Annotated in this window: 14 protein-coding genes; 9 read left to right on the top strand and 5 right to left on the bottom strand. The window is 46.2% G+C overall.

The annotated features are described in order from the left end of the window. Nucleotides 1-91: 91 nt before the first annotated feature. Nucleotides 92-262, bottom strand: a complete 171-nt coding sequence (locus tag RH949_RS13960) for a hypothetical protein (RefSeq protein WP_006101587.1) — start codon at nt 260-262, stop codon at nt 92-94. A 188-nt stretch (nt 263-450) separates the two neighbouring features. Between RH949_RS13960 and ald the strand changes: the two genes are divergently transcribed. Continuing rightward, nucleotides 451-1,548 (top strand): alanine dehydrogenase, encoded by a 1,098-nt coding sequence (ald, locus tag RH949_RS13955; protein WP_446353863.1) that lies wholly within the window; start codon nt 451-453, stop codon nt 1,546-1,548. 807 nt (nt 1,549-2,355) lie between these two features. Here ald and RH949_RS13950 read toward each other — a convergent pair. After that, a complete protein-coding gene (locus RH949_RS13950) occupies nt 2,356-2,898 on the bottom strand; it encodes a pentapeptide repeat-containing protein (protein ID WP_006101352.1) in 543 nt (180 codons plus the stop codon). A 299-nt stretch (nt 2,899-3,197) separates the two neighbouring features. Here RH949_RS13950 and RH949_RS13945 point away from each other — a divergent pair, with 299 nt between their 5' ends. Together RH949_RS13945 and RH949_RS13940 are read left to right on the top strand one after the other, a co-directional pair. Next, nucleotides 3,198-3,581: a hypothetical protein gene (locus RH949_RS13945; protein WP_006101388.1), complete on the top strand. Its 384-nt coding sequence runs from the start codon at nt 3,198-3,200 to the stop codon at nt 3,579-3,581. A gap of 39 nt (nt 3,582-3,620) precedes the next feature. Next, on the top strand, nt 3,621-5,270 hold the full coding sequence (locus tag RH949_RS13940; RefSeq protein ID WP_446353861.1) for a cation:proton antiporter: 1,650 nt from the start codon (nt 3,621-3,623) through the stop codon (nt 5,268-5,270). A gap of 135 nt (nt 5,271-5,405) precedes the next feature. On the opposite strand, the gene RH949_RS13935 is transcribed toward RH949_RS13940, so the two are convergent. Then, the gene (locus tag RH949_RS13935; protein WP_006101359.1) at nt 5,406-5,807 is read right to left on the bottom strand and encodes a hypothetical protein; all 402 of its coding nucleotides are present in this window, start codon (nt 5,805-5,807) and stop codon (nt 5,406-5,408) included. A gap of 311 nt (nt 5,808-6,118) precedes the next feature. On the opposite strand from RH949_RS13935, the gene RH949_RS13930 reads away from it, so the two are divergent. Next, on the top strand, nt 6,119-9,046 hold the full coding sequence (locus tag RH949_RS13930; protein WP_446353858.1) for a tetratricopeptide repeat protein: 2,928 nt from the start codon (nt 6,119-6,121) through the stop codon (nt 9,044-9,046). 406 nt (nt 9,047-9,452) lie between these two features. Here RH949_RS13930 and dtd read toward each other — a convergent pair whose 3' ends face one another. Beyond that, nucleotides 9,453-9,899: a D-aminoacyl-tRNA deacylase gene (gene dtd, locus RH949_RS13925; protein WP_446353856.1), complete on the bottom strand. Its 447-nt coding sequence runs from the start codon at nt 9,897-9,899 to the stop codon at nt 9,453-9,455. Nucleotides 9,900-10,173: 274 nt separating this feature from the next. Then, nucleotides 10,174-11,361: a class I SAM-dependent methyltransferase gene (locus RH949_RS13920; RefSeq protein ID WP_446353854.1), complete on the bottom strand. Its 1,188-nt coding sequence runs from the start codon at nt 11,359-11,361 to the stop codon at nt 10,174-10,176. Nucleotides 11,362-11,832: 471 nt separating this feature from the next. Here RH949_RS13920 and RH949_RS13915 point away from each other — a divergent pair, with 471 nt between their 5' ends. The 5 genes from RH949_RS13915 (at nt 11,833) to RH949_RS13895 (ending at nt 17,745) form a co-directional block, all read left to right on the top strand. Beyond that, nucleotides 11,833-15,138 carry a phycobilisome rod-core linker polypeptide gene (locus RH949_RS13915; RefSeq protein WP_044207501.1) on the top strand — a complete coding sequence of 1,102 codons (3,306 nt, stop codon included), beginning with the start codon at nt 11,833-11,835 and terminating at the stop codon, nt 15,136-15,138. A 379-nt stretch (nt 15,139-15,517) separates the two neighbouring features. Continuing rightward, a complete protein-coding gene (gene apcA / locus RH949_RS13910) occupies nt 15,518-16,003 on the top strand; it encodes an allophycocyanin subunit alpha (protein WP_044207500.1) in 486 nt (161 codons plus the stop codon). 105 nt (nt 16,004-16,108) lie between these two features. Next, nucleotides 16,109-16,594: an allophycocyanin subunit beta gene (gene apcB / locus RH949_RS13905; RefSeq protein ID WP_006101432.1), complete on the top strand. Its 486-nt coding sequence runs from the start codon at nt 16,109-16,111 to the stop codon at nt 16,592-16,594. A gap of 202 nt (nt 16,595-16,796) precedes the next feature. After that, entirely contained in the window at nt 16,797-17,000 is a 204-nt protein-coding gene (locus tag RH949_RS13900) for a phycobilisome linker polypeptide (protein ID WP_006101555.1), read from the top strand. A gap of 247 nt (nt 17,001-17,247) precedes the next feature. Then, the gene (locus tag RH949_RS13895; RefSeq protein WP_446353851.1) at nt 17,248-17,745 is read left to right on the top strand and encodes a MerR family transcriptional regulator; all 498 of its coding nucleotides are present in this window, start codon (nt 17,248-17,250) and stop codon (nt 17,743-17,745) included. Nucleotides 17,746-17,750 lie beyond the last annotated feature (5 nt).

Here is a 17,750-nt window from a genome sequence, read left to right as displayed (position 1 = left end):
GACGTTTGACTTGTTCAGAATCGCTCACTGGGTTATGCCCAGGAACCCTTTCGGGAGCAAAATACTCTCACTGCCATAAGATGTCACAGTATTATTGCAAACCTAGCCACGTTAGCAGTCCCTGACCTGTAGCATATTCAATCGCCAAGGTCAAGACAAAGCCAATCATCGCGGCTCGACCATTCAAACGTTCAGCATATTCATTGAAACCGAACTTGGGTTCGGCGAGTTGGGGAGTGGTTGTAGGTTGGGGTTGTGTCATAGTTGCCAAGGATGGTGTAATGATTTAGTTATATTTCTTTACTCAGTTTAACATTTAAACAAGCAAGGACAGAATTAATACAGTTAAGTGATACCAAATTCAACAACAGTGTTGTGCGATCGCGCCAGGAGTATAAGCTTAGTTCTTATGGCACAACGCCTGAAAACTGCATGACATAAAGGAAAACGATGGAAATCGGTGTACCCAAAGAGACAAAAGACCAAGAATTTCGAGTCGGCTTGAGTCCTAGTAGTGTTCGCGTCTTACAGGAAGCAGGACATCAGGTTTGGATTGAAACCCAGGCGGGGGCGGGTGCTGGCTTTACCGATGAAGACTATCAGCATAGTGGCGCTAAGATTGTCGCCACAGCAGCCGAGGCGTGGAATCGGGAACTGGTGGTTAAGGTGAAAGAACCGCTAACGTCGGAGTATCCCTATTTACAGAAAGAACAATTACTGTTTACCTACCTGCATTTGGCGGCGGATCGCCCGTTGACCGAGTGTTTAATCGATAGTGGTGTTTGTGCGATCGCTTATGAAACTGTGGAACTTCCAGATCGCCGCCTCCCCTTGCTGACACCAATGAGCATTATTGCCGGTCGTCTTTCTGTCCAATTTGGCGCTCGATTTCTGGAACGCCAGCAAGGTGGGCGCGGGGTGCTATTAGGGGGTGTTCCTGGGGTGAGACGCGGTAACGTGGTGATTCTTGGGGGTGGTGTTGTCGGCACAGAAGCGGCGAAAATAGCGGTAGGAATGGGCGCTCAAGTTCAGATTTTGGATATTAATGTTGAACGTCTAGCCTACTTAGAAACTCTGTTTGGTTCCAGAGTTGAACTCCTTTACAGTAATTCAGCCCAAATTGAAGCCGTCGTTCCCCAAGCCGATTTACTGATTGGGGCGGTATTAGTTCCGGGGCGTCGAGCGCCAATTCTTGTCCCTCGTGGCTTGGTGCAACAAATGCATCCGGGTGCTGTAATTGTTGATGTGGCGGTGGATCAGGGAGGATGTATTGAAACCTTGAAATCTACCTCACACACGAATCCCACCTATATAGATGAAGGGGTTGTCCATTATGGTGTCCCCAATATGCCCGGTGCTGTACCTTGGAGTTCGACTCAAGCCCTGAATAATAGTACGTTACCCTATGTCCTCAAGTTAGCCAATGAAGGAATCAAGGCTGTCGCATCAGATGTGGCGTTGGCAAAGGGCGTGAATGTCCAGAATCATCAGTTGGTTCATTCGGCGGTGCGGGAGGTTTTTCCTGATTTAAGTAACGCGAAGGTGTAAGCTGTTCGGCATATAAACCTTAATGTCAATAATGGCGCAATCCTTGTAGTGCGAGCATCTTGCTCGCTACTAATACCCCATTTAAATGCATAACGGCGTAAGCTATCGTACTTCGGCTTCTCTGGAGGGATTTAGGCAAGAGTTGGATGATCCGTGAACTCTTATATCGATTTATTACCTTATTTTTCAATAAACAAACTTCTGTATCATTGCTAGTCCACAAAAACCAGAACGGAGTAAAGTTATAAAGTGAAGCCATAAAGCTTCCCTGACAGATAACCGAGTCTAGTCTAGTGTAACTCCAATATTGAACGATAACGAGGTCAAACCATCTGTATACCCGAATATCTGTCTCGTCAACAAACAACAGCAACGATTAACTGTATTGTTCATATTTCCTCAACTAAAAGACAGGGAGCTATGCGACTCAAAGGTGTGAGGTAAGTCAGCGCAACCCTAAAACCAATTGTGTCAGCCGAGGAAATTACTGGCAGAAATGTAAACGTTGCTGTTGTTTTTCAATAGACAAAAACTTTGAGGGTTGAGGTGTACCAGTAATAAACCTTGGCGTAGCATCCTTCATAAGTAAGCTGTCATGCATTTAAATTGGGTATTAGTAGCGAGCAAGATGCAAAGCCTGCGGCATGGCTTCGCTTAACGCCCTACATACAAGGATTTCACCATTATTGACATTAAGGTTTAGATGCCGAACAGCTTATGGCATCACCTTGCTCAGGAAAAATGTACCCTTGCTCCCCCAGCTCCCCCAACTCCCTTTTACCACAACACTTATTCAGCAGCCCCTAATTAACGACACCCTAAACTATCCCGCGTTGAAACGCCGGTGACGGGATTAACGCCATCTGCCCGTTGACACATTAATGATATTTGATAGGTGTCAAGGATTGCACCGGAAAAATCAGCCCCTGTAATCGTTGTATCAAAAAAGCGACTACGACTGGCAATAGCATTAGTAAAAATAGCATTGGTTAAATTAGCGCCGTCAAAGACAACTCGATCAGCTAAAGTCTCGGACAGGTTAGCTCCGGTTAAATCCGCCTCAAAAAACGCCGCTTTGGTGAGAATTGATCCTTGAAGAGAAGCTCCTCGAAAAGAGGCACCGCGTAGATCTGCACCTGCAAACGAGGTTCCCTCTAAATTTTGATTAGAAAAATCTCGATAGTGTAATTCAGTAAGCGTATAGTTGACGCTATTCTCCTGTGCGATCGCGCTAGGCAAATCTACAATCCACGCGAAAAGTGCAATCAATAATCCTATTCCAATGGCTAAACGTTTCCCAGCTTTTTTACTGGGGCGGTTTTCGGTTTGTTTTTGGCTCGCCTTAGTCATCGTTTCTTCTTGACATTAAAACTGATGGGGTCTAACTTACCTATTTTGCCGCAAGCTGGGATTTGTCATTCGTCATTCGTCAGGGAATAGGCAATAGGCAATAGGCAATAGGCAATAGCCAATCGGGTAAGGTAGAGTTTTGAGTTAAATCGCAACGGCTCCATCTCCCCTATCTTTCTCATCTCCCTCATCTCCCTCATCTTCCCCCGCACCTTTGCGCCTTACCTCTCACTCGTTAAACTGCTTTTTGTTAAGATACATTAATGAGTCAATAGTCGCCCTATTCTACCAAACAACTCATGATCACTGAACTTTTGCCCTTTCAATTCGAGTTAAATACGACAGCGATCGCGGGTGCATCGTTGTGGGCGCTAGCGCTGTACTGGGGCTTCTCGACGCTAAGCCACTGGATCATGGAACAACTGAATCGCTGGTTTAACTTTGCCGAGCGATCGCTCTACACTTCCATGAAGGAATATGAACGCACTCGTCGGGGAAGAGAAGCTCAAAATGCTTTCTATGCTTCCCTGTTCAGCATTGTGCCATTTTTAGTCGTTGGCGCTGGCTGCAACTGGGGTGTTGAACTCACACTCGGTTCCAGTTGGGCAATCAGTATGGGGCTTCTGGCTTGTATCAGTGGCGCTGTTTATGAACTAGGGCGTCGTGATAGTCAGTCGAATTAATTATTTGTCTCTTATCCTTCCTCAGAACCAGAATCTTCTATGTTAACTAGCGCATTGTGGATTTTACTGATGGGCTTTTTTGGGGGTCAAATTGCCCGTCGTTTAGGTGCGCCACCGTTGATCGGTATGATTTTGGTGGGAATTGTCCTCGGACCACAAGTTGGCAATGTGATCAGTTCAGATGTGCTGGAAGCGGCGGATAGTTTGCGAACGGTTGCCGTGATGGTTATCTTGATGAAGGCGGGACTAGGGCTGGATCGGGAAAAGCTGCTTTCTCAGGGAAGTGTAGCGCTGCGGCTAGGCTTTTTGCCTGCGGGGTTTGAAGCAATTGCGATCGCGTTAGCCGCTATCTGGATTTTTCACTTTGACGTTCCCACGGGATTACTCTTAGGTTGCATCATTGGCGCAGAATCTCCGGCGGTAATTGTTCCGGGAATGCTGCGGCTAAAACGTTTGGGTTGGGGAGTGACGAAGGGAATTCCCGATGCCATTCTCACGGGGAGTGCCTTATCCGATGTTCTCTTATTACTTTTATTCAGTTTACTGTTAAGTTTTTTAGGTCAGGGCGGAATTGAAACCATCACCCTTCCTGGAGGATTTACACTTTCGGCGTTGCAATTACTACCGTTGCAAGTATTTATTGAAATCGGACTGGGCATCTTGATTGGCTACGCGGCGGCTCGTTTAATCGTCTCGCTACTAACGGAACAAAATTGGACACAAAATACGGTTCAAGATGTTTTAATTGCCGCTGGAATTGCCTTATTATTGGTGATTGTCGATAAAGTGTTGCCTTATTCGGGCTATTTAGCTGCGATGGCGATGGGGTTCTTTTTGATTGAATTGGATGCACCGTTGGCTCGACGCCTACGCGGTGGATTTGATAGCCTTTGGGTTGTGGCGGAGATTGTTTTATTTGTTTTATTGGGCGCTAGTGTTCAACTGCAAGTATTAGGGGATACAATTTTACCAGGACTTTTAGTGTTAGCTATTGGCTTGTTTGTCGGTCGTCCCGTGGGTTGGTATCTCTCGACAGTGGGAAGTAATTGGACGGGGCGAGAACTGCTGTTTTTGCTGCCGGGAAATATGGCAAAAGCAACGGTTCAAGCGGCAATTGGTGCGATTCCCTTAGCCAGGGGGATTGAAGGGGGAGAAATTATTTTAGCCATTGCAGCACTTTCCATTTTGACCACAGCACCCATTGGTGCTTGGGCGATTCCTACGTTTGCGCCAAAATTATTGGAACGGGGAGAGGTTGACCCGACGAAAGTAACGGTAGTGACTCATACCGTGTTGTTAGCGGCGGTGGATACCTCTCCCTTGGCGACAGAAGTTTTAAGGAAAGTAGCTACTATTGCTCGACGCACGGATGGTGAAGTGATTGTATTACATGTGATCAATAGTGATGAGATAGAGGAGGTAGAAAAGCTGCGCGATCGCACTCAACGATTACTCAGTGATATTCGCTATAAATTTATCACGATCAAGGGTTCCATTCCAGAAGAAATTATTCGGGTGGCGCAAGAGTATCAAGTGGCAGATATTGTCATGGGGAAACGGGGACATCAACCTTGGCAACAGGTGCGAGTCGGTTCCGTATCGCAAGCCGTTCTAGAAGTAAGTTCTATCCCGGTTATCTTAGTAGAAGATCCGCAAAACGAATTGGCGATAAAAAGCCGCAGGGTTTGATAATTAGTGGCTGCTGAATAAGTGTTGTGATCGGGACAGGCAAGAGGCAACACCTCGACTTCGCTCGGTGTGTCTTATGCAATGGGCAATGTCTCAGTCTATTGTTGATTTACGGCTAATCTTGAACTCAGTTTGCTAGCGCCAATAGGGACGTCCTTTCCAAAATACGCCAACGAGAACGGCAACCACGTTGGCATAACTTAAACTTACCAAGAAAGCGGGTACAGGCAATAGTGATTTTAACCACAAAGTTAGGGCTAAACAGGGAACTAATGCCCACAAGCTGTTACTGTTAATCAAAACCTGGGGATAAAAGCGTTCTAGAATATAAACCGCGAGAACTCCAAATCCCACCGCAGCCATTAAGGCGATGATCATCCCTAGGGGAGGAGTATAGAGAAACTGGAGCATCTCGCGGATTGCAGCGGATTGGGTGACGCCTAAGCCGATGATAATTTCAAGGGCGATCGCGATCGCAGTGGTAATCCCTGAGATTTCGAGTAGCGATCGCCAAGGGAGAGATCGTAAGCGATACATGGAATTTTATCCAGTTGAGGGCATCCTGCTATTCTACCGCTCTAGCTCCCGTGAAACGTCAAAACCTACTGGCGTGGCACACCTGAGAACTAACGCAAAGGCTCTATATGTTCTATATGTAGGGTGCGTTAGCGATAGCGTAACGCACCATATAACTGGAAAACCTCTCTCCAAACCTCTCTCCTACAAGGAGAGAGGCTTTGAATTCTCCCCTTTCGTGCAAAAAAAACGAAGCATCCTTATTCTTGATGACAAAAATATAGTGAATGGGGACATACTAGGAATAAGAGCATCAGGAGGCAAACCAGATCATGTCGGATGATAATATTGCCGTATTATTACAGCAGGGACATGAGCAGCTAGATCGGGGACAAAACCAAGAAGCGTTGCAGATATTTCAGCAAGCCGAACAACGGGAACCGGAAAACCCCCAAGTGTTGTTTGGGTTAGGTTTAGCTTGTTATCGCTTAGAGCAATATCAGGAATCGGTTGATTATCTGACTAAAACTTTAGATATTGAACCCTGCTATATTTTAGCCCTAGCGTATCGAGGTATGGCTTACCGAGGGTTGAAATTAGAGGAACCCGCAACAGCAGATTTTTACCAAGTGCTTCAACGTGAACCTCACACTTATCAAGATTGGCGAGGGCGAGGACTTGCGTTATCTGAGTTGAAGCGGTATGAGGAAGCAATTGTTAGTTTCGATAAAGCCATTGAAATTAATTCTGACTACTATTATGCCTGGAATGGGCGGGGTTATGTGCTGTATGAGTTAGGGAACTATAAAGAGGCGATCGCGAGTTACGATAAAGCCATTGAAATTAAATCTGACTACTATTATGCCTGGAATGGCCGGGGTGGTGTACTGTATGAGTTAGGGAACTATAAAGAGGCGATCGCGAGTTACGATAAAGCCATTGAAATTAATCCTGACTACTATATGGCTTGGAGTAATCGGGGTATTGCGCTAGATAACGTAGGGAAGTATGAAGAGGTGATCGCGAGTTTCGATAAAGTGGTTGAAATTAAGCCTGACTACTACAAAGCTTGGGGGAACCGAGGTGTTGCGCTGTATAAGTTAGGGAAATATGAAGAGGCGATCACGAGTTTCAATAAAGTGGTTGAAATTAATCCTGACTACTACACAGCTTGGAGTGATCGGGGTGATGTGCTAAATGATTTAGGGAAATATGAAGAGGCGATCGCCAGTTTCGATAAAGTGGTTGAAATTAATCCTGACTACTACACAGCTTGGAGTAATCGGGGTGATGCGCTGGATAAGTTAGGGAAATATGAAGAGGCGATCGCCAGTTTCGATAAAGTGGTTGAAATTAATCCTGACTACTATTATGCCTGGAATGTACGTGGTGGTGCGCTGTATAAATTAGGGAAATACGAAGAGGCGATCGCAAGTTGCGATAAAGCCATTGAAATTCGACCTGACTACTATATAGCTTGGATAAATCGAGGTTCGGCATTATTCTACCTGAAACGCTACGATGAAGCCTTCCAAAACTGGGAAAATGGAAGAAACAACCTTAACTTAGACACGCCTGAACACCGAGAAGGGCGTGGCGAACTCTACTATGGTGAAGCTCGAGCCTATTACCAACTAGGACAACAGGAAGCTAATCTCGATAACTTACTCAAAGCCAAAGATTCTTATGACAAAGCTTTGAATCTTCTTGATACTACCAAATATCGCCAGCGACAACTAGAAGTTTTGCAAGACTTAATCCGGGTTTGTCAATACATCAGCACGCCGAAACAAGTCCAAGAACTACTTAACCAAGGTACTGATTTATTAGAACGATGGCTGCAAGACTCTAACTTTAGCGATGAAAACTATATCCACTTCAAACAGAAATTTGCCGGATTTAATCAATACCAAGTCGATACCCTCGCCCAGTCATCCGAACCCGAACAACAAATTCAAGCCCTAGAATTAGCTGAAGAACGCAAAAATACCTGCTTAGGCTGGCTACAATATGGCAAAGCCTATAAAGCTCCCAACCTCACCTATAACCAAATCCAACAGCAACTTAATTCCCATACTGCTGCAATTTACTGGCACATTAGTCCCGCCGCGATTACTACCTTTATCCTCAAACATAACCAACCACCGCAAATCCTCCAGCTTCAACCCTTAAAATCGAAGAAAAAGCGCTCGCCATTTCCTTTCTTTAATCAACCCAAACAATCTTATCCAGCAACCGCCAATCAATTGCGAGAGTTTGAAGACTGGTTAGAGCGATGGAAACAAGACTATCGCCATTACAGCAAACCGCACCAAACAACCTCTATTTGGTGGCAAAGTATGGACTCTCAATTACGCAGCCTGGAATATATTCTCCATATTCGTGATATTTTGCCCTATCTCAGAGATATTGACCAACTCATTTTAATTCCCCATCGCGACTTACATCTCCTCCCTCTCCATTACCTTTTTCCCCCAAAGTTTACCATTACCTATCTACCCAGTTTTCAAATCGGATTAAACTTGCAACCCTATCAATCTGCCCAATCGCTCCTCAGTCTAGAAAATCCCTCTGATAACTTACGCTATTCTAGGATTGCAGCTAATGTGATTGCCGTCTTATATCCCCAATATCAACTCCTGGATATTTCCACACTGGATAAAGTCAAACTGATTCAGCGATTACAATCAAATACAGGTACATTTCAATTCACAGGTCATGCTTATCACAATCTAGACAATCCTAAAGCATCAGCCCTACAACTGACATTGGCTGATAAGCTAACTATGGCAGATATTTTTGAACAGTTAGACTTTGGCAATTACAATCTCATCTTTCTCTCCGCTTGCGAAACCGGGATTACGAATTCCCAGAACCTGATTGATGAATATGTGGGATTAGTTAGTGCATTTCTAGCCAAAGGCGTAAGTTATGTGATTAGTACCCTTTGGATGGTAGATGAACGTTCAACCGCTTGGCTAACCATTCGTTTTTATCAATATCTGAAAGCGGGTGAACATCCGGTGTCTGCTCTCAAACAGGCACAAAATTGGCTCAAGCAAGTTACAAATCGTGACCTAGTGAATTGGTATCTTAAACTCGCTCAAGATGTAAAAGCCACTCATCCTCACGCGAGCGAATATCTCAAAACTGAAGCGGCTTTAATTCAACAAGATTCGGATAAAATGATGGCAGGTAAACCTCCCTTTGAGCATCCTTATCACTGGGCGGGTTTCATCATAACAGGTAATCCTTTTTGATAATAACTAGGACTGACTTTCTTGCTCCCCTCTCCCCAGAGTGGGAGAGGGGCTGGGGGTGAGGGGTTTCTGGCTTAAGCTGTAAGGACAAGATAATATCGTGCCCCTACCCTAAATAGTGTTTGTGCGTAAGTCCTAAGCTGTCATGCATTTAAATTGGGTATTAGTAGTGAGCAAGATGCAAAGCCTGCGGCATGGCTTCGCTAAACGCACTACAAGGCTTTCGCCGTTATTGATATTAAGGTTTAAATGCCGAACAGCTTAACCCAATTAGGTGTGCCATACTACTACAATTTGCTTTATTGAGAAGGGAGCAATATCTGAGTGTTAACTAACAAGCTGTCACGCATTTCAATTGGGAATGGGTAGCGAGCAAGATGCTCGCACTACCAAGATTTCATCAATTCTACCGCTCCAGTAGCAATGTCACGGGTCCATCATTTTCAATCGAGACTTGCATCATCGCCCCAAATACCCCGGTTTCCACTCGTAACCCACTTTGACGCAACTTTTCCACAAACTGCTGATAAAGCTGTTCGGCTTGTTCTGGATTTGCCGATCGCGAAAATGATGGACGACGTCCTTTACGACAATCGCCATACAAGGTAAACTGACTCACCACCAACAATTCACCGCCAATTTCCTGAACCGATTGTTCCCAGCGATCGCTATCACTATTGGTTCCCGGAAATAACCGCAAATCCAAGCATTTTCGCGCCATCCAATCTAATTCAGTTTCCGTATCGCTATCAGCAATTCCTACTAATAAATTTAGTCCTCGACCAATTTTGCCAACGACTTCACCGTTAACGGTAACTTGAGAGGATTTAACTCGCTGGATAATAACGCGCATTGACAATTTACGATAAGAAATTTTTAGTTTTGAATGTGTAGGGGCGGGTTTCACCAATAACGCATCGGCTCAAACCACTAACTTAACTAAACCCGCCCTGACTATAACTTTCGCTTACAGAAATCAGAACCTAATGTGTGTGTACGGTTGGGTTTAGGGGCGGGTTTAGTCGCATATCCCCCTCTCCCCCAGCCCCTCTCCCACCAGGGGAGAGGGGAGCAATAAATGACAAATAAAGAATGACAAATGACGAATGACAAATGACAAATGACGATTACCGACTCAAGATAATAAGCTGTTGCTGTTGGAGCGATCGCACTCCATCTAATCCTAACTCTACCTCCCTTAAAATCTCTGCCACAGTGCGTTGTTGACTACTGTTCTCGTCGCAGGCTTGCAGAAAAGCAAACTCCGCATCTGATAAATTGATAATCTGATAGTCGTAGTTAAATAAACATTGACTGGGCCACCCTTCCATACAGGGATTGCGTTCTGGAATCGCCGCTAATAACTCCTGATCCTGTGACCAATCAACCTTCGGTAAAGGTGGACGCCCCAAGAAAAACTCATAATGAGATAGGTCTGGATCTAACAATTCAATTAAACGATACTGTTCGCGATCGCTCAACCCACTCGCCCGTTCCATTAATCCTGGATTTTTCCCCAATAGGCGATCCAATTGCCAATATCTAGGATTAGAAAAGCCGATAAATTCTAACCCCGACGCATCAATTAACTCAAATAGACTGTCAATCGTGTAGTCAATCTCTTGGGGATGCACATACATATCCGCGAAATTCGCATCCCGTTGATTTTCCAATGACCAACGTTCTTTTTCTCGCTTGACAATTCGGTTATTTTCTGGTAAAGATTCAAACACCTGGCGTCCGACTTGCACACCATCGTGGTAATCCCCACGCTGTTCCCCTTGCAAGAGTGCGATCGCCTGTTGCATTAGCCGCACTTCCCAGCGCCCCAATTCAGCATAGACAAAAATATGCATCAAGCCCCCTGGTGCTAACTTAGGGGCTAATGCCTGAATACCGCGAATCGGATCAGGCAAATGATGCAATACGCCTACACAGTTAATTAAATCAAACTCTCCCTCCAATTCCTGGGCATCATAAAGACTCAAGTGATGAAACTCAACCCGATTCGCCCCAGAACGATGACACCTCTCCTGCGCCACCTGCAACGCCCCAGCACTCAAATCGATGCCCACCACCGCAGCTTGGGGATTCAGGTGAACCAAATATTCGGTTCCTACCCCTGTACCACAGCCAGCATCCAAAATCCGAATATCCTGCCTTGACGGTTTTTGACCCGTGCAGAAACTATAGGCGGCTAACCAATTCCAGCGCCAGTTATACCCAGGCGGCGGTTCATCCAGCAAGGGTTCTGGGGGAAAGGGGTAAGCGTCATACAATTGGGCTACAGCCATGCTGGTATTGTCATTGGTCATTCGTCATTTGTCCTTTGTCATTGGTCATTCGTCATTGGTCATTCGTCATTGGTCATTCGTCATTGGTCATTTGTCATTCGTCCTTTGCTTCCCCAGCTCCCCCAGCTCCTTCACCCCTCGGAACCCGAACTAATGTAACAAAACTTATGCTTTTTCTCAGTGAGTGAGATTAATCCACTATGATGACTCTGTTATGACACTGTAAAATTTTGGCATGTATTCTATACACTTCTTAATAAAGCCGTTAAGCAGATCAGAAACGTTTTAATCTAGATTCTGACCAGGTTGAGCGAGGTCACTGGTTGATTTAGGGCAAGGTAACGCAGGATATCCCATTCCCTGAACAAGTAGGTCTGGGAAAAAATCTTAATGTACTGAGCCTAAGAATGTAAACGACAGTGACCTAGATGAATCCCCTGGTCAGGCTTAACACAGTCAGTAGCAATTGTCGATGGGAGCGTTTGAAAATCAATGAGTGTTAAGGCAAGTGGTGGAAGCTCAGTTGCACGTCCGCAACTGTATCAAACTGTACCGATTAGCAACATTATCCAAGCCGAACAGCAAGATCGGTTTTTGGGTAAAGGAGAGCTGCTTGAGCTGTCCGAATACTTCCAATCCGGTACAAGACGCATAGATATTGCCAATCTGATTACTCAAAACTCAGACTTGATCGTATCTCGTGCCGCTAACCGGATTTTTGTCGGCGGTTCTCCGATGGCGTATTTAGAAAAGCCCCAAGAAGAACCTGCACCGGAAATGGCAATGGCAACCAGTGGTGCGGGTACAGGTGATGTCAGACGCACGATGACACTAGGAACCGCGACGTATGTAGAAAGTGGCGGAGGGTTCTTTGAAGGATTCCGGAACATCTTTAGCGCCTCCAGTGGCGGTCCAGCGCCATCGGGATTCCGACCGATAAACGTCGCCCGTTATGGTCCAAGCAATATGCAGAAATCCCTGCGGGACTTGTCTTGGATGCTGCGCTACCTCACCTACTCAATCGTTGCCGGTGACCCGAATATTATTACCGTCAACGTCCGAGGATTACGGGAAATTATCGAAAATGCCTGCTCTGGAGATGCCACATTACTGGCACTGCAAGAAATGCGGGCAGCGTCTTTGGGATACTTTAAGCGCGATGCTGAAGCCGCCCAACTGGTTGGTGAGTACTTTGAGATTCTGATTAACGAATTCAAAGCCCCGAATCCAGCCGATAAAGTCCGCCAACGTCCTTCGCCGGATCAGCAAGGGTTACAACTGCCTCAAAGCTACTTTAATGCCGCAGAACGGCGTCCGAAGTTCGTGATGAAGCCGGGACTATCAGCGTCAGAAAAGAACCAAGTGGTTAAAGCGGCGTATCGGCAGATCTTTGAGCGTGACATTAGCCGCGCCTACAGCCAATCCATCTCCTACCTAGAATCTCAGGTGAAAAACGGCGATATCTCCATGAAGGAGTTTGTGCGTCGCCTGGGTAAATCGCCCCTATATCGTAAGCAATTTTACGAACCCTTTATAAACAGTCGTGCTTTAGAACTGGCATTCCGTCATTTCCTGGGTCGGGGTCCGTCCTCTCGCGAAGAAGTTCAGACCTACTTCTCGATTGTGTCCGATGGCGGTTTACCTGCGCTGGTAGATGCCTTGGTGTATTCTCAGGAATACTCCGATTACTTTGGTGAAGAAACTGTTCCCTACCTACGGGGATTGGGACAGGAGGCTCAGGAATGCCGCAACTGGGGAATGCAGCAAGATTTGCTCAAATACAGCGCCCCTTTCCGCAAAGTACCGCAATTTATCACCACCTTTGCTAAGTACGAGCAGCCGTTACCGGATCAACACCCCTACGGTGCTGGTAATGACCCCTTAGAGATTCAGTTTGGGGCAATTTTCCCCAAAGAAACGCGCAATCCCAACACGCAACCGGCTGGGTTTGGCAAGGATACTAAGCGCATCCTGATCCATCGCGGACCGGCGACGAATAACCAAAACAGCAATCCTCAGGCAAGGGGTGAGTTTCCCGGTTCTCTGGGGGCGAAAGTCTTCCGCTTAGACCAGATTCCTAGCACTAAGGCGGCTAGTGTCACATTTGCCGAAAGCTCAACCCAAAAGGTGATTAGTGCCTGCTATCGCCAAGTCTTTGGGCGGGATGTGTATGATGGTCAACGCCAGAAAGTGGCGGAGATTAAGCTGGAAAATGGCGAAATTACCATCCGGGAGTTTATCCGCATCTTGGCGAAGTCCGATGTCTTCCGCAAGATGTACTGGACATCTCTGTATGTGATGAAGGCTGTGGAATATATCCACCGTCGTCTATTGGGACGCCCCACTTACGGGCGCGGGGAAACGAACAAATACTTTGATATTTGTGCCAAGAAAGGGTTCTACGCCCTGGTTGATATGCTGATTGACAGCAAAGAATACGAGGAAGCCTTTGGGGAAGATACGGTTCCCTACGAGCGCTATCTGACACCGGGCGGTTTACAATTGCGATCTACTCGACCGGGTGCGATTCGTGAGGATGTGGGGACTAAGCCAGAAGTCCCAGCTACTCCCGCCTATGTGACGATGGCAGAGGTGTCAGAAACGCGGACTGAGCCGGATGTTCAATTCCGGATTAATCAGGGCGTTAACACTAAGCGCCAGCAGACCAAGATCTTTAAGCTGACGGATCTCAACGATAAGCCAGCGGTGAAGGTTCTGATTCGTGCGGCGTATCGCCAGATCTTTGAGCGTGATGTTGAACCTTATGTGGTCAAAGGTCAGTTCTCTAGCCTGGAAAGCAAGCTGGGGAACGGTGAGATTAACCTCAAGGAGTTTATTGAAGGGTTAGGATGCTCTGAACTCTACATCAAAGAGTTCTACACGCCTTATCCCAACACCAAGGTGATTGAGTTGGGAACCAAGCATTTCTTGGGTCGAGCACCGGAAAATCAAAAGGAAATCCAGAAGTACAACCAGATTCTGGCATCCCAGGGTATCCGAGGCTTTATCAGCGCCATGGTTAACAGCATGGAGTATGTTCAAGTCTTTGGTGAAGATACGGTTCCCTATCGTCGCTTCCCCACTTTACCGGCGGCGAACTTCCCCAATACCGAGAAACTCTATAACAAGCTGACCAAGCAGAATGATCAACTGGTGGTTCCTAGCTTTGAGCCAGTCAGTTCGCGAGTGGATGGGGCAAAACTGCCTTTGACAGGGAAAGCGATCGCGGATATGGCGGCGACTAAGCCTGATTTTGTCGAACTCAGTCGTTCTGTACCCAAGGACAATAATCCTGCGGTTCAACCCGCCATCGGAATTGCCAATCGTAAACCGGCACGGATTTTTCGCCTAAACCCCGGAAATCTGGATGAAACGGCTCAGGTGATTGAGGCAATTTACGCTCAGGTGATGGATATCTGGACGGGTGAAATTCCCCCATCCTATCGACAGCCTGATTTAGAGCGTCAACTGAGCCAAGGTGACATCTCGGTGCGCGGCTTTGTTAAGGGATTGGCTTGTAGTGAAAGCTATCGCCAGCGCTTCTACTCACCCTATCCCAGTGCTAAAGTCATCGAGTTCTTGTTCCGTCATCTGTTGGGACGCACTCCTGCGACTCAAACGGAGATTCAGGACTACACCAAACTCATGGCTGAACAGGGACTGAATGCGGCTGTGGTTGCGATCGTGGATAGTTCAGAGTATGCTCGTTTCTTCGGGGACTATGTGGTTCCCTATCCTCGCGTTCCCTCATTGCCAGCAGGCAATTACTTGGGCAGTATCAAAGCTATCTCTGATTAGGGATTAGGGTAATGTTCTAGGCGTGCCATGGCACGTCTTTGAGGAAGATCAGGTGTAGAGACGTAGCCTGCTACGTCTCTACAGTTAGGGTTCCCCACCCCTAAATCTGAGGACAAATGTTACAAAATGTTGCGAACATAGGAAAAATGTGAACAATCTATCGCAAAATATTTGCGGAAGAGAGCTGTCTCACTGACCTAATGTATCGCTAGCTACTCTCACCAATCTTGAGTCGATTAAGTCGTTTCAAGATCGGGCAGAGTCAGCCATTAAGCTGGAGAGCCTAGCCCATTGGGAAGCGTTTCAGCGTTTCAACAGTTACAATAAGCCAGTTTAAGTACACACACCTGGTTACATTCTTGGAGGAGGAATCCTGTAAATGAGTATAGTCACGAAATCAATCGTGAATGCCGATGCCGAGGCTCGTTACCTAAGCCCTGGTGAATTAGACCGGATCAAGTCGTTTGTGACCTCTGGTGATCGTCGCCTACGGGTTGCTCAAACGTTGACAGACTCTCGTGAGCGCATCGTTAAGCAAGCTGGAGACCAGTTATTCCAGAAGCGTCCTGATGTTGTTTCTCCCGGTGGTAATGCCTACGGTGAAGAAATGACAGCAACTTGTCTGCGTGACTTGGACTACTATCTGCGCCTAATCACTTATGGTGTTGTTGCTGGCGATGTTACCCCAATTGAAGAAATTGGCTTAGTCGGTGTGCGGGAAATGTACAAGTCTTTAGGGACTCCCGTTGACGCTGTTGTCGAAGGCGTTCGTGCCATGAAAAACGCTGCTACCGGTATGATGGCTGGGGAAGATGCGGCTGAAGCTGGCTCCTACTTCGACTATGTAATCGGAGCAATGCAGTAGACCCTATCCGACTGGGAAAGACGTAGCATGACGCTTCCACACCTGGACGTTGCACGTCTGTCTTAAGGATTCGAGAGACTAGGTGAAATAAGGAAAATAGAATCGATGCAAGACGCAATTACCTCTGTTATTAACTCTTCCGACGTTCAAGGAAAATACCTGGACGCCTCTGCGATGGACAAGCTCAAGGGCTATTTCGCCACGGGTGAATTGCGGGTGCGTGCGGCAACCACAATCAGTGCTAACGCAGCAACTATCGTTAAAGAAGCTGTTGCCAAGTCTTTGCTCTACTCGGATATCACTCGTCCGGGTGGCAACATGTACACCACTCGCCGCTACGCTGCTTGTATCCGCGACTTGGACTACTATCTGCGCTACTCCACCTATGCCATGTTGGCGGGTGACACCTCCATCCTGGATGAGCGTGTACTGAATGGACTCAAGGAAACCTATAATTCTCTAGGTGTTCCCATTAGTTCCACCGTACAAGCTATCCAAGCCATGAAAGAAGTTACCGCCAGTCTGGTGGGTGCTGATGCTGGCAAGGAAATGGGTGTTTACTTCGACTACATTTGCTCGGGTTTGAGCTAGAGAATTCTGGAACGTTCCCTTGTGAACCTGTAGTCGGTCATTTTTTCAAGGTTTGGGAAATCAATTGTGAGTGCTAGCTTGTTAAAGGCAAGTCTGACTTTTTAGTTAAGCAGATGAGTTTTGACAATCTAGTATTGACAGTTGAGTCCCAAACCTGATTGCAATATAAAGTTTTTGAGTTTTAATTAGGAGAACTTCAATCATGCGAATGTTTCAGGTGACGGCTTGCGTCCCTAGCCAAACTAGAACCAGAACTCAACGGGAGTTGCAAAACACCTATTTCACTAAGTTAGTTCCCTACGACAACTGGTTTCGGGAACAACAGCGGATCATGAAAATGGGCGGCAAAATTATCAAAGTGAAGCTAGCGACTGGCAAACAAGGTACAAATACTGGATTGCTTTAAAAAAAATAGCTTCTAAGGCAAAGGTGGGGGGTCGCGATGACCCCTTTTTGATTGAAGATTGTCGAAGGTAAGCTGTCACGCATTTACAGCAGTTTTCAAGTTAGTAGACTACAGGCGATGATTGCGCTGAAAAGCAAGCCGATACAATATACATTAGTGAAAATTTTTAAATAAATGTTTTAATTTCGGTTTAAAATTAAAACAATCGAGTTATTCTTGTTCTAACTGTGATATCCAGGAGTCTTTTGTGGTTAGCGGATTTAACCGACCGGAAACCATAGCCCTAACGGGTATCAGCTCTAGTCGGTTGAGTTACTTAGATCGCACTGGGCTGATTGTTCCCAGGAAGTTTGGCAACCCCAAGCATCCTAAAGTCGTTTACCGATGGGAACAAGTCTTGGAAATTAAGACGATTGAGAGGTTGAGAGAAAAACTCTCACTTCAAGAAATTCGGCGGGTGCTTGAGTTCTTGAGAGCAAAGAATCACAAGCCTGATCTTTTTGCTCATAGTCTAGTCTTCGTTAACTCCCAGCTTTATCTGATTGAAGATGTCAAACATTTTGGGTTAACAGTCTTGGAGGCGTCAGGGAAAAACAAAGGACAGGTTGTTATTCGGGAAGTTGGTCCAGTTGGTGACGTAATTACTGAGCTATACCGGGAAGCTGAAAAGCATCAAGTTTTAGACTTTGACAAGCGGACTCGTCTAGGAGCTATAAATCCAGTTGACAAGTTAGTGACGAATTAGATATC

The organism is Coleofasciculus sp. A1-SPW-01 (genome assembly GCF_040217205.1).
Classification (GTDB): Bacteria; Cyanobacteriota; Cyanobacteriia; order Cyanobacteriales; family Coleofasciculaceae; genus Coleofasciculus; species Coleofasciculus chthonoplastes_A.
This window is presented reverse-complemented; position numbering and strand designations above follow the sequence as displayed.